General features: G+C 58.1%; 20 protein-coding genes. 8 read left to right on the top strand and 12 right to left on the bottom strand.

Going from position 1 to position 20433, the window contains the following annotated elements:
• The first annotated feature begins 89 nt into the window (after positions 1-89).
• Entirely contained in the window at positions 90-1421 is a 1332-nt protein-coding gene (gene trhP / locus AC3ISI_RS09310) for a prephenate-dependent tRNA uridine(34) hydroxylase TrhP (protein ID WP_489336587.1), read from the top strand.
• Between the two features lie 29 nt (positions 1422-1450).
• On the opposite strand, the gene AC3ISI_RS09305 is transcribed toward trhP, so the two are convergent.
• Positions 1451-2164 (bottom strand): FadR/GntR family transcriptional regulator, encoded by a 714-nt coding sequence (locus tag AC3ISI_RS09305; RefSeq protein WP_489336585.1) that lies wholly within the window; start codon positions 2162-2164, stop codon positions 1451-1453.
• Between the two features lie 280 nt (positions 2165-2444).
• On the opposite strand from AC3ISI_RS09305, the gene AC3ISI_RS09300 reads away from it, so the two are divergent.
• Both AC3ISI_RS09300 and gudD read left to right on the top strand, forming a co-directional pair.
• Positions 2445-3791 (top strand): MFS transporter, encoded by a 1347-nt coding sequence (locus AC3ISI_RS09300; RefSeq protein ID WP_489336584.1) that lies wholly within the window; start codon positions 2445-2447, stop codon positions 3789-3791.
• Between the two features lie 24 nt (positions 3792-3815).
• A complete protein-coding gene (gene gudD, locus AC3ISI_RS09295) occupies positions 3816-5159 on the top strand; it encodes a glucarate dehydratase (protein WP_489336582.1) in 1344 nt (447 codons plus the stop codon).
• A gap of 124 nt (positions 5160-5283) precedes the next feature.
• Here gudD and AC3ISI_RS09290 read toward each other — a convergent pair whose 3' ends face one another.
• A complete protein-coding gene (locus tag AC3ISI_RS09290; RefSeq protein ID WP_489336581.1) occupies positions 5284-6162 on the bottom strand; it encodes a LysR family transcriptional regulator in 879 nt (292 codons plus the stop codon).
• A gap of 162 nt (positions 6163-6324) precedes the next feature.
• Here AC3ISI_RS09290 and ampC point away from each other — a divergent pair, with 162 nt between their 5' ends.
• Positions 6325-7491 carry a class C beta-lactamase gene (ampC, locus tag AC3ISI_RS09285; protein WP_489336579.1) on the top strand — a complete coding sequence of 389 codons (1167 nt, stop codon included), beginning with the start codon at positions 6325-6327 and terminating at the stop codon, positions 7489-7491.
• 72 nt (positions 7492-7563) lie between these two features.
• Here the strand turns inward: ampC and AC3ISI_RS09280 are convergent, their stop codons facing one another.
• From AC3ISI_RS09280 to AC3ISI_RS09265, 4 genes are all read right to left on the bottom strand, one after another.
• Positions 7564-7935 (bottom strand): DUF6124 family protein, encoded by a 372-nt coding sequence (locus tag AC3ISI_RS09280; protein ID WP_489336578.1) that lies wholly within the window; start codon positions 7933-7935, stop codon positions 7564-7566.
• 199 nt (positions 7936-8134) lie between these two features.
• Complete coding sequence (locus AC3ISI_RS09275) at positions 8135-8398, bottom strand: hypothetical protein (protein ID WP_489336577.1); 264 nt, start codon at positions 8396-8398, stop codon at positions 8135-8137.
• A 16-nt stretch (positions 8399-8414) separates the two neighbouring features.
• Complete coding sequence (locus AC3ISI_RS09270) at positions 8415-8792, bottom strand: DUF6124 family protein (RefSeq protein WP_489336576.1); 378 nt, start codon at positions 8790-8792, stop codon at positions 8415-8417.
• Positions 8793-9163: 371 nt separating this feature from the next.
• Positions 9164-9733: a DUF4174 domain-containing protein gene (locus tag AC3ISI_RS09265; RefSeq protein WP_489336574.1), complete on the bottom strand. Its 570-nt coding sequence runs from the start codon at positions 9731-9733 to the stop codon at positions 9164-9166.
• Positions 9734-9913: 180 nt separating this feature from the next.
• Here AC3ISI_RS09265 and AC3ISI_RS09260 point away from each other — a divergent pair, with 180 nt between their 5' ends.
• Positions 9914-10282, top strand: a complete 369-nt coding sequence (locus AC3ISI_RS09260) for a VOC family protein (protein ID WP_489336572.1) — start codon at positions 9914-9916, stop codon at positions 10280-10282.
• On the opposite strand, the gene AC3ISI_RS09255 is transcribed toward AC3ISI_RS09260, so the two are convergent.
• The 4 genes from AC3ISI_RS09255 to AC3ISI_RS09240 form a co-directional block, all read right to left on the bottom strand.
• A complete protein-coding gene (locus AC3ISI_RS09255) occupies positions 10279-12513 on the bottom strand; it encodes an ATP-binding protein (RefSeq protein ID WP_489336571.1) in 2235 nt (744 codons plus the stop codon). The genes AC3ISI_RS09260 and AC3ISI_RS09255 overlap by 4 nt on opposite strands.
• Positions 12510-13109, bottom strand: coding sequence for a biliverdin-producing heme oxygenase (locus AC3ISI_RS09250; RefSeq protein WP_489336569.1), 600 nt, complete (start codon positions 13107-13109; stop codon positions 12510-12512). Before AC3ISI_RS09250 ends, AC3ISI_RS09255 begins: the two co-directional genes overlap by 4 nt.
• Before the next feature lie 190 nt (positions 13110-13299).
• Entirely contained in the window at positions 13300-14085 is a 786-nt protein-coding gene (locus AC3ISI_RS09245) for a sulfite exporter TauE/SafE family protein (protein WP_150778211.1), read from the bottom strand.
• Positions 14086-14312: 227 nt separating this feature from the next.
• The gene (locus AC3ISI_RS09240; protein ID WP_489336567.1) at positions 14313-15062 is read right to left on the bottom strand and encodes a hypothetical protein; all 750 of its coding nucleotides are present in this window, start codon (positions 15060-15062) and stop codon (positions 14313-14315) included.
• A 231-nt stretch (positions 15063-15293) separates the two neighbouring features.
• Between AC3ISI_RS09240 and AC3ISI_RS09235 the strand changes: the two genes are divergently transcribed.
• On the top strand, positions 15294-16115 hold the full coding sequence (locus tag AC3ISI_RS09235) for an aldo/keto reductase (RefSeq protein ID WP_489336566.1): 822 nt from the start codon (positions 15294-15296) through the stop codon (positions 16113-16115).
• Positions 16116-16145: 30 nt separating this feature from the next.
• Positions 16146-16616: a DUF1810 domain-containing protein gene (locus AC3ISI_RS09230; RefSeq protein ID WP_489336565.1), complete on the top strand. Its 471-nt coding sequence runs from the start codon at positions 16146-16148 to the stop codon at positions 16614-16616.
• Here the strand turns inward: AC3ISI_RS09230 and AC3ISI_RS09225 are convergent.
• A complete protein-coding gene (locus tag AC3ISI_RS09225; RefSeq protein WP_489337683.1) occupies positions 16581-18941 on the bottom strand; it encodes a DNA polymerase II in 2361 nt (786 codons plus the stop codon). The genes AC3ISI_RS09230 and AC3ISI_RS09225 overlap by 36 nt on opposite strands.
• 219 nt (positions 18942-19160) lie before the next feature.
• Here AC3ISI_RS09225 and AC3ISI_RS09220 point away from each other — a divergent pair, with 219 nt between their 5' ends.
• On the top strand, positions 19161-19601 hold the full coding sequence (locus AC3ISI_RS09220) for a CBS domain-containing protein (RefSeq protein ID WP_489336564.1): 441 nt from the start codon (positions 19161-19163) through the stop codon (positions 19599-19601).
• 127 nt (positions 19602-19728) lie between these two features.
• On the opposite strand, the gene AC3ISI_RS09215 is transcribed toward AC3ISI_RS09220, so the two are convergent.
• The gene (locus AC3ISI_RS09215) at positions 19729-20352 is read right to left on the bottom strand and encodes a glutathione S-transferase N-terminal domain-containing protein (protein WP_489336563.1); all 624 of its coding nucleotides are present in this window, start codon (positions 20350-20352) and stop codon (positions 19729-19731) included.
• Positions 20353-20433: the final 81 nt, after the last annotated feature.

The raw sequence follows: 20433 nt of genomic DNA, 5'->3' as shown, positions 1-20433 counted from the left end.
CCATGCGTTTGTTCACAAAGCCTGGATCCAGATCAATAAACTCCAAGCGCAAGACGATTACGCTCCAGGCTTTTGCGACTGACATTGCCATGACTCCCCTTGCCCCCGAACTGCTCGCCCCCGCCGGCACCTTGAAAAACATGCGTTATGCCTTCGCTTACGGCGCCGATGCGGTGTACGCCGGCCAGCCGCGCTACAGCTTGCGGGTGCGCAATAACGAATTCGATCACGCCAACCTGGCCCTTGGCATCCAGGAGGCCCAAGCCCAGGGCAAGCGCTTCTATGTGGTGGTGAACATTGCGCCGCATAACGCCAAGCTCAAGACCTTCCTTAAGGACCTGGCGCCGGTGATCGCCATGGCGCCGGACGCGCTGATCATGTCCGATCCGGGCCTGATCATGCTCGTGCGCAGGCACTTCCCGCAGATGCCGATTCATCTGTCGGTGCAGGCCAATACCGTCAACTGGGCGAGTGTCGAGTTCTGGCAGCAACAGGGCGTGAGCCGGATCATCCTGTCGCGGGAACTGTCCCTGGAAGAAATCGGTGAAATCCGCCAGCAAGTGCCGGCCATGGAACTGGAAGTATTTGTCCACGGCGCGTTGTGCATGGCGTATTCCGGACGCTGCTTGCTGTCGGGCTACATGAACAAGCGTGATGCCAATCAAGGCAGTTGCACCAACGCCTGTCGCTGGAAGTATTCGGCCCAGGAAGCCACAGAAAACCAGCTCGGCGAGATCGTCCAGCAGTATCAGCCCGAACCGACCTTGGGCATCGGCGCCCCCACCGGGCAGGTGTTCCTGCTGCAGGAAGCCAATCGGCCAGACGAACTGATGCCGGCCTTCGAAGACGAGCATGGCACTTACATCATGAATGCCAAGGACCTGCGCGCCGTGCAACATGTCGAGCGCCTGACGCTCATGGGCGTGCACTCGCTGAAGATCGAGGGACGAACCAAATCCCACTTCTATTGCGCCCGCACCACGCAGGTGTATCGCCGGGCCATCGACGATGCCGTCGCCGGCCGTGAATTCGACCGTAGCCTGATAACCGACCTGGAGTCATTGGCGCAGCGCGGCTACACCGAAGGATTTTTGCGTCGGCATGTGCATGACGAATACCAGAACTATCAGCACGGCAGCTCCGTGTCGGAGCGACAGCAGTTTGTCGGTGAATTGACCGGTGAGCGGCGTGAGCGGTTGGCGGAAGTCAAAGTGAAGAACCGCTTTGGCCTGGGTAATCACATGGAATTGATGACACCCCAGGGCAACTTCCATTTCGATTTACATCAATTGCAAAACGTCAAAGGCGAGCCGATTGAAGTGGCGCCGGGGGATGGGCACACGGTGTATGTGCCGATTCCGGACGGGGTGGAACTGGATTTCGGGTTGTTGATGCGTGATGTTGGCGCTAGCACGACGTAACCGAGCGGCAAGCCCCCTCACAACAATTGTCATCCATCCGCCGAAAATCGGTCACGGCTGTTGGTCAGGTGCAGCCACATCGCCGCCCGCGCTGCATCCGGATCCTGGCGCTTGATAGCGTTGAGAATCGCCTCATGCTCAAGGTTGGCAAGTTGCCCAAGCTTGCTTAAATCCGTCGCTCCGCGCTCGGCGGCATTGACGCGGGTTCGCGGGATCATCGCACTGCCCAGGTGTTGCATGATGTCGGTGAAGCACACATTGCCGGTGGCTTCGGCGATCAACAGATGGAAGCGCCTGTCGGCCTCGACGCAGCTATCGTTGTTGCTCAGCAAGCGCTGATAGTCGTCCAGCGCTTCTCGCATCTGCGCCAGTTGCCGTTCCGTCCGACGGGTCGCGGCCAGCGCAGCGGCTTGGGTTTCCAGTCCCATACGCAACTCCAGAATGCTGCGCACGCCCAGTGCAGTATCGACATTCAGTCTTAAGCCCTGCTCCGATGCGCGTTCGATAACAAACGTGCCAATGCCGTGACGGGTTTCCACCAGTCCCGCAGCCTGTAATTTCGAGATCGCCTCGCGCACCACGGTGCGGCTGACGCCGTGTGCCTGAACGATCGAATTCTCCGATGGCAACTTGTCCCCGGGGAGCATCTGACCGAGCAGGATGCTTTGGGTCAGTTTTGCCACCAGGTCGTGAGCGAGGTTGTGGCTGCGCCTGGGGACAGGCGTGTCTAGGTCTTGTTGCATGGCAATTATCCGGAAACAGAGCTAACGGAATCGTAGCACCGCGCAGGATTGGGTTCTCTATAAAACAGCGCCAAACTTGTATGACAACACTCAACAATCGTGCCTAATCCAAAGATCCACGCGCCTTAAACAACCCGTAAAAAATTGCACGCCACCTACACGCCCCCAATTTTGTTGGTTGCCAACGCTTGCAGAACAAAAAAATGTAGTTGTATGATGTCTATCAACAACGCAGCACAAGCCACACCCCGCATAAAAATAATCAGTGGGAGAAAACCAAGTGAATACATCCGTATCAGGGATGCACCACGGCGCCGATTCGGTCCTGAAGTCCGCCATCTCGAAGGTGAAACGACATGTCCTGCCGCTGTTCGTCATCATGTTCATCGTCAACTACATCGACCGCGTGAACATCGGCTTCGTCCGCGCCCATATGGAGCATGACCTGGGCATTGGCGCCGCCGCTTATGGCTTCGGCGCCGGCCTGTTCTTTGTCGGTTACGCGCTTTTCGAAGTCCCCTCCAACATCCTCTTGCAAAAAGTCGGCGCCCGAATCTGGCTGACCCGCATCATGCTGACTTGGGGTCTGGTGGCCGCCGGCATGGCTTTCATCCAAAACGAAACCCACTTTTACATCCTGCGATTTTTGCTGGGTGTGGCCGAAGCCGGGTTCTTTCCGGGGGTGATTTACTACTTCACTCGCTGGTTACCTGGTGTGGAACGGGGCAAGGCAATTGCGATTTTCCTCAGCGGCTCGGCGATGGCCTCGCTGATCTCCGGCCCGCTGTCTGGTCTGCTCCTGCAACTCAACGGCTTCGGGTTGCACGGCTGGCAATGGATGTACTTCATTGAAGGAATGTTTTCGGTCGGGCTGTGCGTGTTTGTCTGGTTCTGGCTGGACTCCAAACCCCACGACGCCAAGTGGCTGACCCGCGCCGAACAGGATGCGCTGGTCAACGCCATCGAGGACGAACAACGGGCCCGCGAAGCTGCAACGTCGATCAAACCGACGCTGGGCAAACTGCTCAAGGATCGCCAGATCATCCTGTTCTGCCTGATCTACTTCTTCATTCAGCTGACCATCTACGCCGCGACCTTCTGGCTGCCGAGCATCATCAAGAAGATGGGCGACCTCAGCGACATTCAGGTTGGGTTGTTCAACTCGATCCCCTGGTTGCTGTCGATTGTCGGCATGTATGCCTTTGCTTCCCTGTCATCCAAATGGAAACACCAACAAGCCTGGGTCGCCGCTGCGCTGCTGATTGCTGCCGCCGGGATGTTCATGTCAACCACAGGCGGGCCGATCTTTGCCTTTGTTGCGATCTGCTTTGCGGCGCTGGGTTTCAAATCCGCCTCGTCGCTGTTCTGGCCGATTCCACAGGCGTATCTGGATGCGCGGATTGCCGCGGGTGTAATCGCGTTGATCAACTCGGTGGGCAACCTCGGCGGCTTCGTTGCACCGACCACCTTCGGCTTGCTGGAGGAACACACCGGTTCAATTCAGGGCGGACTGTATGGGTTGGCTGCAACCTCGATCATCGCCGCGATCATTGTCTTTGCCGCACGTAATGCTCCAAAAATCGCACCGCCCGTTGCGCTGGGCAAACCAACGCCCAACCACGCCTGATCCGTTGCTTAAAAGGACAAGAAAATGCACCCACAAGACTCAGCAAAAACCCCAATCATCACCAGCATGCAGGTGGTTCCGGTAGCCGGACACGACGGCATGCTGCTCAACCTGAGCGGCGCCCATGGTCCGTTTTTCACCCGCAATATCGTGATCCTCAAGGACAATGCCGGACACACCGGTGTCGGTGAAGTTCCGGGTGGCGAGCGTATTCGCCAGACACTTGAAGACGCCCGTGCACTGGTGGTTGGCAGCCCGATCGGTACGTATCAGAAGATCCTCAATCAAGTGCGCCAGACCTTTGCCGATCGCGACGCTGGTGGTCGCGGATTGCAGACGTTCGACCTGCGCATCACTATTCACGCGGTTACCGGCCTGGAAGCCGCCCTCCTAGACTTGCTCGGCCAGCACCTGGACGTGCCGGTTGCCGCCCTGCTCGGCGAAGGCCAGCAGCGTGACGAAGTGAAGATGCTCGGTTACCTGTTTTACGTCGGTGATCGCGACGATACCGACCTGGCCTATCGCAGCGAACCGGACGCCGACAATGACTGGTTTCGTGTGCGTCATGAAAAAGCCATGACCGCTGACGCCGTGGTCCGTCTGGCCGAGGCCGCCCACGCCCGCTACGGTTTCAAGGACTTCAAACTCAAGGGCGGCGTGCTCAGTGGCGATGAGGAAATCGAAGCGGTCACTGCGCTGGCCGAACGCTTCCCGGATGCACGTATCACCCTCGACCCGAACGGCGCATGGTCACTCAAGGAAGCCATTCGCTTGTGCCGCGATCAGCATCACGTTCTGGCTTACGCCGAAGACCCGTGCGGTGCGGAAAACGGTTACTCGGGCCGCGAAGTCATGGCCGAGTTCCGCCGTGCCACCGGCCTGAAAACCGCGACCAACATGATCGCCACCGACTGGCGGGAAATGGGCCACGCGATCCAGTTGCAATCGGTGGATATCCCGCTGGCCGACCCGCACTTCTGGACTATGCAAGGCTCGGTGCGTGTGGCGCAGATGTGCCACGAATGGGGGCTGACCTGGGGTTCGCACTCCAACAACCACTTCGATATTTCCCTGGCAATGTTTACCCACGTCGCGGCAGCTGCGCCGGGTGAAATCACCGCCATCGATACCCATTGGATCTGGCAGGATGGCCAGCGGTTGACCAAAGCACCACTGCAAATCGTCGACGGTTGCGTGCAAGTGCCGAAGAAGCCTGGGCTAGGTGTGGAATTGGACATGGATCAGTTGGCCAAGGCCCACGAACTGTACAAAGGCATGGGTTTGGGGGCGCGAGATGATAGCGTGGCGATGCAGTTTCTGATTCCGGGCTGGAAGTTCGATAACAAACGGCCGTGTCTGGTGCGCTGACCTTCTACCCTGTGATCCGCTCCTTGTGGGAGTGAGCCTGCTCGCGATGAGGCCAGTACATTCAACATTGATGATCCTGACAGTCGCCATCGCAGGCAAGCCAGCTCCCACAGGTTGGCATCCGCTAATCCATTTCGGCCGCTTGCAGCAGCCAATCCTTGAACGCCGTCATCGCCGCCGTTTCAGGGCGCGACTGCAATCGGGTCAGCCAATAGCTGCCGGTGGTGACGCCGATGGCGAACGGTTGCTCGATAGCCCCCGCCGCCAAAGGCCGGGAGAACATCAGCGGCGGCGCCAATGCAATGCCTGCGCCTTGAAGTGCAGCCTCCATCATTGCCAGAGATGAGTCGAAAACGATGCTCCTGGCTGGCGGCGTGTTGGCCGCAAGCCCAGCGGCCAGAAACCATTCGGGCCACTCGTCGGTCCGGTAGGAACGCAACAACGTTTGCTTCAACAGGTCCGCTGGCGAATGTAACTGCCGGGCCAGTTCGGGAATGCACAATACGGACAGCGGCGCATCGATCAAACGTAGCGCTTCAATGCCGTGCCACGCTCCGGCGCCAAATCGAATCGCGTAATCCAGCCCTTCAGCGGCTACATCCACCCGGTTGTTGTTGGTCGACAGACGCAAATCTATGAACGGATGTTTCACCTGGAAGTCCCCCAGTCGCGGCAACAGCCAACCTACTGCAAACGTCCCCACCGCCCCCACCGTCAATACCTCCCGATAATGCCCACCCTCGAAACGCTCAAGCGTTTCGGCGATACGGTCGAAAGATTCGCACAATACCGGTAGCAAGGTTTCACCTTCACTCGTCAGCATCAGCCCGCGGGGCAAACGCTTGAACAGCGTCACATTAAGCTGAGCCTCAAGACTTTTGACCTGATGACTCACTGCCGCTGGAGTGACGAACAACTCCACCGCCGCCCGAGTGAAGCTCAAATGACGTGCGGACACCTCGAAAGCACGCAATGCATTCAGCGGCAAGTGAGGACGAATCATGCCAACTCCATATTTTTTCTAATAGCTAACCCAAAATATCGTCGTTTGTCGCCGCTCGGCTGACTCCCTAAATTTGGTGCGCCTGTTCGCTAGCCCGATTTGCAAGAGCGCATGGAGTGTAGCGGGTTACCATCATCACAACTCATGAAGAGTGGATCAGACATGTACAAAGTAAAATTGCCAAAGCCTGCGTCCTACAGCACTTTTGCACTCATCCTCAGCGCAGCACCATGCATGGCCGCCACACCGTCCGACCAGCAACTCGAAACCCTGGTCAACGCCGCCGTCAGTCCAGTAATGCAGCAACAGAACATTGCGGGGCTCGCCGTTGCGATCACCAAAAATGGCCAGCAGCATTACTTTAATTACGGCGTGGCTTCTAAAGAGGACCGCAAATCGGTCAGCCAGGACACCCTGTTCGAAATCGGCTCAGTCAGCAAAACCTTCACCGCCACGCTAGCGGCCTACGCGCAAGCCAACGGCAAACTGTCCCTGGCCGATCCAGCCAGCGCTGTTTTGCCGGCACTGCGCGGCAGTGCATTCGACCACATCAGCCTGCTGCAACTGGGCACCTACACCGCCGGTGGATTGCCGCTGCAGTTCCCTGACGAAGCTGACCATCCAGAGATAATGCTGGCTTACTTCAAGCAGTGGACACCGGTTTATCCTGCCGGCACCCATCGCCTGTATTCGAACCCAAGCATAGGGCTGTTCGGTTACCTCGCCGCCAACAGCATGGGCCAGTCGTTCGATGTCCTGATGGAAAAGACCTTGTTGCCGAAACTGGGCCTCAAGCACACCTATCTCAAAGTGCCGCAAGACCAGATGGGGCTTTACGCACAGGGATACAACAAGGACGACAAGCCCGTGCGTGTCGGGCCGGGCGCGCTGGACTCCGAAGCCTACGGCGTGAAAACCAGCGCCTCGGACCTGCTTCGTTATGTCGAAGCGAACATGAAACCGGCAGGGTTAGAAAAGCCACTGCAGCAAGCCGTCGACACCACCCACACCGGTTATTACACCGCAGGCGATATGACACAAGGGCTGGGCTGGGAGCTCTACCCTTACCCTGTCACGCTGGATCGGCTGCTAATCGGTAATTCGACCGAGATGGCCATGCAGGCTCATAAGGTCCAGTGGTTGAACCCGCCGCAGCCGCCGCAGGAAAACGTATTGATCAACAAAACCGGCTCCACCGGCGGCTTTGGCGCTTACGTTGCGTTCGTGCCCTCGAAGGACATCGGCATCGTGATCCTTGCCAACAAAAACTATCCGAATCCGGAACGGATCAAAATCGCCCACACAATATTGAGTGCCTTAACCGAGTAAACAAGAGCAACAAATTTTCGGCGAAAAAAGTGGGCGCCCGCTCAAGGCCGCCCGTTTTCGTTAGATGCCTGCTTAATGCCGGGTCACTGACTGACCGACAGACGCATCGTCAAGTGGAGCAAGGTTGTCCCGTGCCTGAGTCACCAGCAACTCGGCGACCATGGCCAACTGTTGGATCGAAAATATTTCACCGCGGTTTGGCCCTTCGAGTTTTGCAGCAAAATTCTCGAGCAGGGCATTCAGAGACGCGAGGGTTTCGCAGGCTTGTTTTAGCAGGGTCAGTGTGTCAACACCGGGGGCAATGGCGAATATCTGCTGGGGCGAGGGAATACGCCTGGGCCGTGGAGTGGCCACCGCTTTCGCGGTATCGCAAACCTTCGCAGGAGCAGGATGATCGGCATCGATTTGGGTTTGCGGTTGTTGAGGTTTGCTGAGCTTTTTCACAGGTGAGGTTCCTTTTTTGCCACTGGTGTTTTCGTCCTTGGGTCTCACAATGTCGCGGACTTCCATGAAGGCTAGCGGTGTGCGCTGTAGGGCACCAGTTCATCAAGTGCTACACAACTTGAAGGAAATTTCCGAAGCCAATGAAGGTGGATACTTCACCTGCAAAAAAATGGGCGATTGTTTAGATCGCCCATTGTCATTACTGCGGCTGCAATCGTCGTCCGATGACATCCATCAAATCACAACCGTCACGAAGCGGTATCGCCAACACTCGCGCAAAATCCTGTAACAGCAAGGCATCACGGCCCACTCCCTCCCCGACGGACAGGGTTTCCAGCAGTTGGGTCACGCTACGAATGCGATACGCTGCGGTGTCATGCAACACATCCACCGGCGCATCCGTATCAATCCGCAACGACGCAATTTGGCAATCGATACCCGTAATCGGCATATCTCTGGCCATTAGTGATCATCCCCTCTCAATGCTGTACAGGTGGCTGAACGGCAGGCCCACCTTCAGGGGGATCAATGTTATCCAGAGCCTGGTTCACCAATAACTCGGCGATGACCGCCAACTGCTGAGTCGAAAGTGCCACGTTGCGTTTCGATCCTTCCAGCTTGCAGGCCAGGTCCGTAATCAGGACATTCAGCGATGCAAGGGTTTCGCAGGCATGACTTAGCAGGGTTGTTGAGTCGACGTCCGCAGTGATCGTAAAGATGTGGCTGATGGGGTCGGCGTGGCTGGGGTTTCGCAAGCGCGCGCTGACTGTGCGTTCTATGGTTTCGGAAAGTTGGACGGGATCGAGAGTGTCAGCTTCTGCTGGAACTTCGGGGGGATTGGGACTTAGTTTTTTCATGTGCGAAGAACCTCGGTAATTAAATAAACTGCCGATCTCACTTCCACAGAGAGGGTGGCAGCTGTACGCAGGTGTGGAAGTCCGGGATACCAAGAGAAACCCAGTGCACTCAAGAGTGCTCCTGCGCAAAGCTGCCATAAGCAACAATGTTGGCATAAAAAAACGCCAACATGTGTTTACAGGTGCACACGCGCTCTCGGTAACCACCGGACTTCCACATCCGACCGCTGGTTTTGCAGCGGCCCGACAAAGGTATCGGCAGGATGATTGGCGCACCCGTTCATGAAGTACGACGCGTCTCGAAGGAAATGTCCGAAGCCTTCGCAGGCCAGCGCACGTGGTCCTAGGACGCCCCGATTTTGTAGGAGGGTTCAGTCATCCGGCATTTCAGGGACCTTGGCGGGTTTACCCGATTTGCCATGCTTGGCGGGCTTTGTGCCCTGGGCATCTTTGCCCGGTTCGGCTGCAACAGGGGCCGCTACCGTCGGCGCGGGGGCTTCTTTCTCTGCCGCTGGCAGGGCGTCAATGGTCGCGAAAATATTCTTCAAATCGACCGACTTTGATTCCTCCCCCGAACTCTCAAGCTTCTTCTCGCCGTCCTTGCCGATCAGGATCACTTTGGGCAACGCCCCCGCCCCCAATTTCAGGGCGCGGATCAGTGCCATGGTGTCCTGCTGACCAAGATCCCTGCCGTCGAGCTGCCCGAACATGTTCAGCACGCTGTACACCCTGATATTGCGCTGGGCGATGCCCTCCTTGTTGGCCGGATCGTCCAGTGACTTTTTCAGGCCCGTCCAGACCGGGTCGACGGTGCTGGGCGCAATGACAATCAGTGGCCGGAACCTGCCTTTATCCATGTCCAACGGTGAATCGCTTTCAGCTGCGAGCAAGGGACTGGCGAAAGCCAGCAAAGTTGTCAGGGTCAAAAACCTGATGAGCATGCGCATCTCCTTTTGATAACCACGCTCTAATGATTGCGCATCGCGGTGTTCGTTCCGGGTGACGCACCGCAATTGTGTTTCGCCTTGACCCAAGCTTAGGTCAGGGCGGTCATTGCGCAACAGGCTGGGCTAATCTCAAAGCTCATAATGATCCACCTGCACCGCCGTGAGGACTTCTCCATGAGCGCTCAGCTGAACCACACCATCGTCTGGTGTCGCAACAAGCAGCTATCGGCGTATTTCCTCGCCGAGCTCCTCGGCTTGCCCGCTCCCGAGCCTTTCGGCCCAATGCTGATCGTCAAATTCGACAATGGCGTGTCGCTGGATTTCTACAATAACGAGCCGCCGATAGCGTCCCAGCACTATGCGTTCTTGATCGATGACGACGACTTCGACAAGGCCTTCGCGCGCCTGCAAGCACACGGCCTGCCGTGGTGGGCGGACCCGGGCAAGCAGCGGCCGAAGGAAATCAATGATTACGCCGGGGGACGGCGGGTGTATTTCGATGACCCGGACGGTCATCTGCTGGAGATTTTCACCCGGGCCTAAGCCGCAACCGTCACCAGCGCCGGAATGGAAAAGGTAAACACGCTGCCCGCTCCCGGCTCGCTTTGCGCCCAAAGCTCCCCGCCATGAGCCCGCACAATGGCGCGGCAGATGTACAAACCCAAGCCACTGCCGTTGGGGTTACCTTCACGGGTCGACCAGTAGCGTTCGAAAATGTGCGGCAAATGCGCGGCGTGGATGCCGCTGCCATTGTCGCGCACGGAAATCAGGACCTTGCCGTCCACCTGCCAGGCATTAAGGTCGATGCGCCCTCCCGCCGGGGTGAATTTGATCGCGTTTCCCAGCAGGTTCGACAGCACTTGAAACAGCCGTTGGGGATCGGCGTCGAAGCTCAACCCTTCGGCGCTGGTGCAATTGAGTTCAATGTTTTTGTGCGACGTCAGGGTTACCAGCAAGGCACAGGCCTGCTCAAGCAATTCGACGACATCCAGCGGTTTGCACTCGAGCGGGTAGTGACCGGCGTCGAGTTTCGACTTGTCCATCAGATCAGCGATCAGGGCGTTCATCCGTCCGGTCGCATCTTCCATGGTGTCCAGGGCCGCGTTCATGCGTACGGTGTGCTTGCCTTCGTCACGGGCGACGAGGCGCTGCATCATTCCGCATTGCATGATGATAATGGTCATCGGATTGCGCAGGTCATGGGACACCACGGCCACCAGCTCATCACGCTCGCGGACCGCTTCGTGCTCGCGGTGTACCTGACGGGCCAGGTCGTTTTCGATGGCACAGCGACGCAATTCACTGGCCGCGTAATAATCCACCGTGCTCCACTCCCGCGCGCACCCCTCCACCCGTTGCTCCCACAAGGCAAACGAGGTTCGCGGTTGCAACCGGTTGTCGGCTCCGGCACTGAAATGCTCATCTGGATTGCCACTCCACTTCATGCTGGAACGCAGTTGCGCCCGGAACCACATGACGCCATTGTCTATGGGCTTTGGCAGCACGAAGGCCAGCAGACCGCTGGCCACACCGCTATATAGCGCGCTGGAGCCGTGGCAACGTTGCAAGGAATCGGTCAATAGCGGCTCGCCGCTCTCCAGACATTGCTCGCGCACCCACAAGTAAAGCGCTCGTACCTGCTCATCGGTCGGGCACTCACCGAACAGATGCAGGCGGTCCTCGATCAGCACCGCCACGCCACTGGCGCCGGTCAGCTCTTGCAGTGGCAGGGAGTTGTTGATCAAGCCCTCCAGCACATCGCCTTCAGCCTGGCGCATCGCCGCTGTCAGTTCATTGATCAAGCGGGACTTCTGTTCACGCTGCTGCTGTTCGTTTCGAGTGTGCAGGGCCGTGATCTGCATGCTGAGCAACTGGGCAATGGCCGCGCACATTGAACGTACCGAATGACTGACCAACAGCGGTTGCGGATGGCCACAGGTGATCAGTCCCCACAGCTGCTCATTCGCCAGCAGCGACAAGCTCATGGAGGCCCGCACGCCCATGTTTTCCAGGTACTGGCAATGCACCGGCGACACACTGCGCAACAGCGAAAACCCCAGATCCAGCGGCTGTCCGGTATCCGGACGTAGCACCGGAAGGATCGGCACCGGCACATAGCGCGCATCCGGAATCACCCGAATCCAGTTCAGGCGATACAACTCGCGGGCTTGAGGCGGAATGTCCGACGCGGGGAAACACTGGCCCAGATAACCGGGTAGAACGCCGCCCAGCGCTTCGCTGATCACTTGTCCATGCCCCGCCGGCTCGAAGCGATACAGCATCACCCTGTCGAAGCCGCTCAGCACACGGATTTCATCGACGCAGACGGTGTACAAGTCCTCCAGCGTCGTCGCCGCCTGCATTCGCCGCAGGGCCCGCAGCACAATGGCGGTGTTGTCCTGGACGACGTCGAGCAACGGTTCGAGTTCAAGAATGACCACGCCATCATGACGGCTGAGGGTTGCGTTAAAGCACTGGGCATCGATCTCCAACACCACGGGGTTGGCATCTTCCAGACAGTTCGACAACAGTGCCTGACGCACCTGTTCAGCCGCTGCGTTACCCGCCAATGTCGCGAGCGGTTGTTGCAGCAACGCGGCGGCGGTCTGATCGAATACGGCTGCACAATTACGGCTGATCTGCTGAATGATCAATGCAGGCTCATTCAACGTCAGCAAAATACCGTGTGGCTGAATCGCCCCCGGCACCCGGATCGCTTCACTGGCGCATTCGGCGAGCGCGGCGTCGAGTTGTTCGTCGGTCAGGCGATTCATATCAAGACCTCGCAATGTTCAAGCCAGGCTTCGAAGGCCTCAAACGTCGCCTGCGCGGCCACCACCGACGCTGTCCGTTCAAGCGGATCGCGCACTTCATATAGACAGGCCAGAAAATCGCGCCACATTCTCAGGGTTGCCGCGCCATACACCGCAAAAAAAAGACCGCCCTTGCGTTCATCGATACCCAGGCGTGAGTACAACCCGCTGCGCAGTGATTGCCCGCCCAGCGTTGCGCCCTCCAGGACATACAGCACGCCCAGCACATCGGCGATGGAGTCGGTCTGAAAGGTCAATGTGCACCGAGGGATGGCATCAATGGCCGCGGCATCGAGCCCCAAGGCATACAGATCGGCCTTCAGCGACGGGGTTTTGCTGCGAATCAGCCAGTCCAGATCGGGAATGCTCATTGCCACCTGAAACAGCTGGTTTTCCAACGGCCGATAGAAACCGTAGTAGGCCCTGATCAGGCGGATATACAGCAATCGATCGGCCGTGAAGAACGGAATGCGTAACTCCAATGCCTGGTGCTGCCGGGTCGTGGCGGTGCGCAATTCACTGAGAATCAGCGGCAGGTGTTTCGGCGGGGCGTTCACGACGGTGTGTCGAGGCAAGACCCGGCATCGGAGAGGTGATCTTTAGCGATAGGGATTAACGCAAACACGTGCCACCTCTTCCTTGTCGATCACGGGGGATTGCCGACAAGTCATTCGCGGACGAATGATGGCTGGCTTTCCACCGTAGCACCTAAAGGAGGACGGGATGGATTTGTTTCAGAAAACCGGCTCAGAACGCCAGTTTGTAGCCAATCAGCACCAACATCGTCGCCAGGCAAGGACGCAGCACTTCATCAGAAATCTTGCCGGTCAAATGACTGCCCAACCAGATACCGGGTAGCGAACCGATCAGCAGGTAACCCAGCACGTGCCAATCCATGTTGCCCATGCTCGCATGGCCAAGCCCTGCGACCAGGGTCAGCGGTACGGCGTGGGCGATTTCCGTACCGACGAGGCGACGGGTTGGCAACAGCGGATACAGGATGAACAGCGCCACGGTGCCAAGGGCGCCAGCACCGATGGACGTCAGCGCAACCATGGTGCCCAGCACCAAGCCGGTGATGACCGTCATCACGTTGAGGCGCTTGCCACTGGGGTTGTAGTTACCACCGGCACGATTGTGCGCAAACTCAAGCAGGCGCTTTTTGAAAAGAATCGCCAGCGCCGTGGCGAACAGGACGAAGCCCAGCGCTTGTTTGATGATGGCATTCATCGTTTCTGGCGCGGTGTGCAAACTGCTCAGGAACCACAGCGTCAACGCCACCGCCGGCACGCTGCCAAGCGTCAGCCAGCCGGTTATTGCCCAGTCGATGTTGTTGTTTTTTCTGTGAACCAGCACGCCACTGGATTTGGTGATCGCCGCGTACAGCAGATCGGTACCGACCGCCGTCGCGGGGTTGATGCCGAACCACAGCAGAATAGGGGTCATCAACGACCCACCACCGACGCCAGTCATGCCAACAATAAAGCCAACCACCAACCCGGCAACAACCAACCCGATGTTCACTAAATCCATTGATACGTCCACAAAGACCGCAGGGAGAAATCTGGTCCGCAGCATAGCGATTTTTCTTATAACCACTTATATCGATGCGGACTATCGTTATATCCGAGCTGTAATTCCCCCCCATTCCACTAGGAGCGGAGCTTGCTCGCGATGGCGGACTGTGAGCCAACACATATGTTGAATGCTATGCCGCTATCGCGAGCAAGCTCGGCTCCTACAGGGGTCTGCGTCGGCAGTTATTGCACCGGCAGAAAGTTCAGGAACAGCAGACTCTGCGCGTAGTTCAAGCCGATGCGCCGGTAGCGTTCGTCCAGCATCTGCGTCAGCAAATCCAGGCGCGCAACGATCTTGCCGAACTCCACGGCAAAACTCAGGTTGCTGCCCTCCTCCGAGATTTCATTGGAGAACAGCAAGGGTTCGCCTTGCTTGTTTTGCCGTTGACTGAGAATCCACGTGGCTATCTCGATGTTGCGCGCGGCATTGCTGACGAACGTCGGATTGATCGCATCCGTCATGTAGAACTCCAGACGATTGCCGTGGGCGGTCACCAACATGCTGCCGATGGCATAAATGAAAGCACCGACCCGGTCACCGAGAAACTCCGGGCTCATGGCATACCTGAGCGCCGCCAGGTCTTTTTTGCCGCCTAGGGTGGGCAGCGGCTGTTGGTCTTCGATGGCCATGCGCACTTGCTTTCCAGCCGTTCGGGCGTTGAGGAAGCCGGATTTTTTCAGCTCATCGGGGTTGCGCAGGTAGAGCTTGCTCATCAGCACGTAGAGGCTGTCGAGATTGTCACGCATCGTCAGCGTGGCCATGCGGTCAACGCTGGTCTGGAGAAATTCCTGGGGGCGGCCTTCGCGGAACTGGCTGACGATGTCTTTGCCCTGCTGCTGGCTGCAACCGGTGACAACGAGCATCGCCAGGCAAGCCAGGAGCAGGCAACGGCGATGGATCGGTGGAGGGATTCGGGGTAAAACTCGAGCCATGGGTTCTTGAACTTGGGCATGGGCCAGCGGTGGGGATCGCCGCCAGCTGCCAAAGGATAGAGCCACCAAAGCCAGAAAAGTGCGGTGCCGGTGGTCCGTGAACACGCAGGCCAGTCCTTAAAGCTGAGATTTCGTCTTGTTCGCTATCATCAGGAATCTACCGTTCCAAGGAACAACGGCGTCACTTTGCTGCCAATCTACTATTCACCGAGTCACAGAGTGGAGGTTTTCATGCGCACGCTAGAGTTGGCCGGCGTCAAAGTTCCGGTCGTTGGCCAAGGCACTTGGCGTATGGGTGAGGATCCCTCGGCGCACACGCGGGAAGTCTCGGCCCTGCGCCTGGGCATCGAGTTGGGCATGACGCTGATCGATACGGCTGAAATGTACGCAGAAGGCGGCGCCGAGGAAGTGGTCGCTGAAGCTATCACCGGTCTGCGCGACAAGGTCTTTCTGGTCAGCAAGGTCTACCCGCACAACGCCAGTTGCCAAGGCATTCCCCAGGCCTGCGAGCGCAGCCTTCGACGCTTGAAGACCGATTACATCGATTTGTACTTGCTGCATTGGCGTGGCCAGTATCCCCTGGAGGAAACCGTTGAGGCCTTCGAGCGTCTGCGTGAGGATGGCAAGATTAGCCGCTGGGGTGTGTCCAATTTCGATATGGACGACCTGCACGAACTGAACTCACCGGCCTGCGCCACCAATCAGGTGCTCTACAACCTGGAAGAGCGCGGCATCGAATTTGATTTGCTGCCCTGGAGTCAACAGCATCGGCAGCCGTTGATGGCGTATTGTCCAATCGGTCAAGGCGGAGAAATGCTTGCCCATCCAGCGCTTCAAAAAATTGCCGCCCGTCACGAGGTGACACCGGCCCAGATCGCGCTTGCATGGATCCTGCGACACAAAGGTGTCATCGCCATCCCCAAAGCGGTCAAACCTGAGCATCTACAATTAAATGCACAAGCCCCGCAATTGCAGCTCGATCCCGGGGATCTGGAGGCGCTGGACCACGCGTTTCACGCGCCACAACGCAAGCAGCGATTGGCCATGGTCTGAGCCATCGCCGTATTGTCAGAGGGTTTCTGCATGAGAAGCACCGATCAGCTCGATGCTTTCAACTTGCCACGGTTCGTCAAGGCTCAAGACCCGGTATTCGAGTGGGTTCAGGAAGAACTGAGCGCCGGTAAAAAACGCCGACACTGGATGTGGTTCATTTTTCCGCAGCTTGCCGGACTGGGCGGGAGCGAGATGTCCCGATACTTTGCCATACGCTCTGAAGAGGAAGCCGTGGCGTACTTGAACCATCCACTGCTGGGTCAACGTCTGCGCACGTGCACGCAATTGGTCCTGAACGTCAAACAGCACTCGATCGCCGAGATTTTCGGCCATCCCGATGACCTCAAGTTTCATTCGTCAATGACGCTATTTGCCCAGGCATCCCCCGAAAACAGCCTTTTCCATCGGGCCCTTGAGCAGTATTTCCATGGCATACGGGATGACTGGACGCTGTCATTGCTGGACTTAAAACAGGCCCAATTGCCCACCAATCAGGGTTGAGAAATCGTCGTCCACAAACGGCAGGATCGCGTCCGCCACGGGTTGCAGTTGTCGGGTGACGTAGTGGTCATAGTCGATGGGCGCGCTGCGAATCTCCAGTGGCTCGGGTCCGGCGACGGTGATCACGTAGCTGATCCAGCCGCCGTTCTGGTACTGACGCGGACGGCCCTGGCGGTCGTTGAAGTCATCGGCGATGCGCGCGGCACGCACGTGGGGCGGTACGTTGCGCTCGTAGTCGTCGAGGGTGCGGCGCAGACGCTTGCGGTAGATCAAACGATCGTCGAACTCGCCGGCCAAGGTCTTTTGCACGTAGTCGCGTACGTAATCCTGATAAGGCTTGCGATGAAAAATCCGCGAGTACAGCTCTTGCTGGAACTGCCGAGCCAGGGGTGACCAGTCGGTGCGCACGGTTTCCAGGCCTTTGTAGACCATTTCATCAGTGCCATCGGCGCGGGTGACCAGACCGGCGTAACGCTTCTTGCTGCCCTCCTCCGCGCCACGGATGGTCGGCATCAGGAAGCGTTTGTAGTGGGTTTCGAACTGCAATTCCAACGCGCTTTCCAGCCCGTATTCTTCACGCACATGTTCGCGCCACCACTGGTTGACGTGGTCCACCAACGCATGGCCGATCCGCGCGGCCTCCTCTTGACCGTGGGCGCGGCGCAGCCAGACGAACGTGGAGTCGGTATCGCCATAAATCACCGTGTGTCCCTGGGCTTCGATCAATTGCCGGGTACGCAACATGATCTCGTGGCCGCGCAAGGTGATGGACGATGCCAGCCGTGTGTCGAAGAAGCGGCAGCCGCTGGAGCCGAGCACGCCATAGAACGCATTCATGATGATCTTCAGCGCCTGGGACAGCGGCGCATTGTGTTCGCGCTTGGCGGTTTCGCGGCCTTCAGCCACCCGGGCGACAATCGCGGGCAGGCAATGCCGGGTTCTTGAAAAGCGCGCCCCACGAAAACCCGGTACAGAGTCGCTGTCGTCGGGATGTTGCAAGCCTTCGATCAGCCCGACCGGGTCGATCAGAAAAGTACGGATGATCGACGGATAAAGGCTTTTGTAGTCGAGCACCAGCACCGATTCGTAGAGACCCGGTTGCGAGTCCATGACAAACCCGCCGGGGCTGGCCTGGGGTGACTTACCGCCCAGGTTCGGCGCCACAAAGCCCTGGCGGTGCATCAGCGGCATGTAAAGGTGGGTGAACGCCGCCACCGATCCACCGCTGCGATCCGCCGGCAAACCAGTGACGCTGGCGCGTTCCAGCAAAAACTTCAGCAGTTCGGTCTTGGCGAAAATCCGTGTCACCAGTTCGCAGTCTTTGAGGTTGTAGGTGGCGAGGGCCGGTTTGTCCTCGGCGAACATGCGGTTGATTTCGTCCATGCGCTGGTAAGGCGTGCTGATCGCCTTGCCCTCGCCCAACAGAGTTTGCGCGACGTTTTCCAGGCTGAACGAGGGAAAGTTCCAAGTCGCCGAACGCAGGGACTCAATGCCGTCGATGATCAATCGCCCCGCTGCCGCCGCGAAGTAATGATTGCGGCTACCGTGTTCGCGCCACTGCATCTCTTCACCACCGCGGCCAAGCTTGAGCGGCACCGCCAGGCGTCGAGCGTGTTCATGCAGTACGCGCAGGTCGAACTGCACGACGTTCCAGCCGATGATCGCGTCGGGGTCGTGGCGGGCAAACCATTGGTTGAGTTTTTTTAGCAGCAGGGTTCGCGAGTCGCAGTATTCGAGCTGGAAATCCACCTCGCTGGCGTCGCCATTGGCTGGCCCGAGCATATACACCTGGCGCTCACCGCAGCCTTCCAGGGCGATGGAATACAACTCGCCTTGAGCGGTGGTTTCGATGTCCAGCGAGACCAGCCGCAGGTTGGGCCGGTAGGTCGGGGCGGGTTTCATCTGCGCGTCCAGCAGCAGGCCCTCGCCATTGGGCGTACCGCCAAAGATCACCGGCGCTGTGATGAACCGTTCCATCATGTAGCGCTCGGGCGGGCGAACGTCACCCTCGAACATCTCGACCCCAGCCTTGCGCAGCGCGGTTTCCAGGCGCATCAACTGACCGTGCTGTTGGCAATACAGGCCGAGCACCGGGCGGTGCTCGAAATCCACAAGGGCCAAGGGCTTGAGCTCGACATTTTTCTCGCCGAGCAACACCCGCTCTGCCTGCTCACGTTGCTGCTGCGCAATGAACGCCACCGACCGTTGATGAGGCAGGCGGATACGCCGGGGACCGGTGTCAGTCGCCAGCCAGAACTCGACTTCCGTGCCGGCCGGGGTGTCGCGCCAATGCCGGGTCAGGACGAAGCCCTGCTGTAAATCCACCACTGCAACCTCACGCATTGATTCAGGCCGCAATTCTACGCGTCATCGAAACATAAAACCTGCTCGCTCCCACAGGGATCTACTGAGCCCATGAATCATGTTTATCGAAGAAAAACCGCTGAATGGCGTTTTTTGAGTGTTATCTGCCGTTTTCTCCCTTGCCCTCAGCGCTTGGGTCTACGATTCTTCAAGAACAACGACAACACCCGAGAAGCCACCATGAAAACCGTCGCCCAACTGCTCAAGCTTAAAGATCAGAAGAATCAGGAAGTGCACCAGATCAAGCCTGATCACATGGTGCTGGAAGCATTGATGAAGATGGCCGAGAAAAACGTCGGCGCCTTGCTGGTGGTTGAAAACGATGAAGTGCTGGGCATCATCAGTGAACGCGATTACGCACGCAAACTGGTGCTGCATGGCCGTTCTTCGGTGGGCACGCCGGTGCGCGACATCATGGTGTCCCCGGTCATCACCGTGGACACCCATCAAACCGTCGATACGTGCCTGGGCATCATGTCCGATCGCCGACTGCGTCACCTGCCAGTGGTGGAAGACGGAAAATTGATCGGTTTGCTGTCCATCGGCGACCTGGTCAAGGAAGCCATTGCCGAACAGGCGGAATTGATTCAACAGCTGGAGCAGTACATCCGCGGCGAATAATCCGGATACACCCTGGACCAAATGTAGGAGTGAGCCTGCTCGCGATTGGGGTGTGTCAGTCAGCACTTTCATTAACTGATACACCGCAATCGCGAGCAGGCTCACTCCTACAGTTTTTATTCGGTATTCAGGCGGGCCAATGCCGGGCGAAGACCGGTGCCAATGTCGGATGTCGGTCGATGCGTTCCAGCCACGCAAAAAAACCGGGGCGGGCGTTGCGTAAATGCTCCCGACTACCGGCCCATCTGGACACGACCGCCGCCAGCACATCCAGCGCGCCCGGGGCTTCATCACCCAGGTACAGCTCACCGGAAAACTGATCGGCAAACACCTCCCAGCTCCAGTGCAATCGCGCGCGGGCACCGGCCATGAGATTTTGTCTGGACGCCTCATCCGTCTCGGCCAGCCAGCGTTCGGGGTAATCGATAATGCCGATGGCCACATAGCAATTGCTGACGATGTACGCCAGGCCCCGGATCGCCTGATCGCGGTCAGCAGGCAGTTTCGGCAACAGATTCGACTTGGGAAAGGTCAGCCCGAGATGAATCAGAATCGCCGCGCTTTCGGTGAGAACGCTGCCATCGGGCAGTTGCAGTGTCGGAATCTGCTTGAGCCGGTTGAGTTTCTCCAGTGTCTGGGCTGCCTCCGAGGACAACTCTACGTCGATAAAGCGGTAAGGAATGTCACACAGCTCCAGCGCCGCTTCTATCGCTGCCGCGCCTGAGTTCTGGTGTCCATAAAGCTGATACATGGTGCGGCCTCCTGGCGAGACAAGAATGGGATCATTAGAGGCGTCATCTGCTGGTCACGCTCCCAGTGTAGAAGCGCCGGC

The organism is Pseudomonas sp. GL_139_B (assembly GCF_057834475.1).
This window is presented reverse-complemented; position numbering and strand designations above follow the sequence as displayed.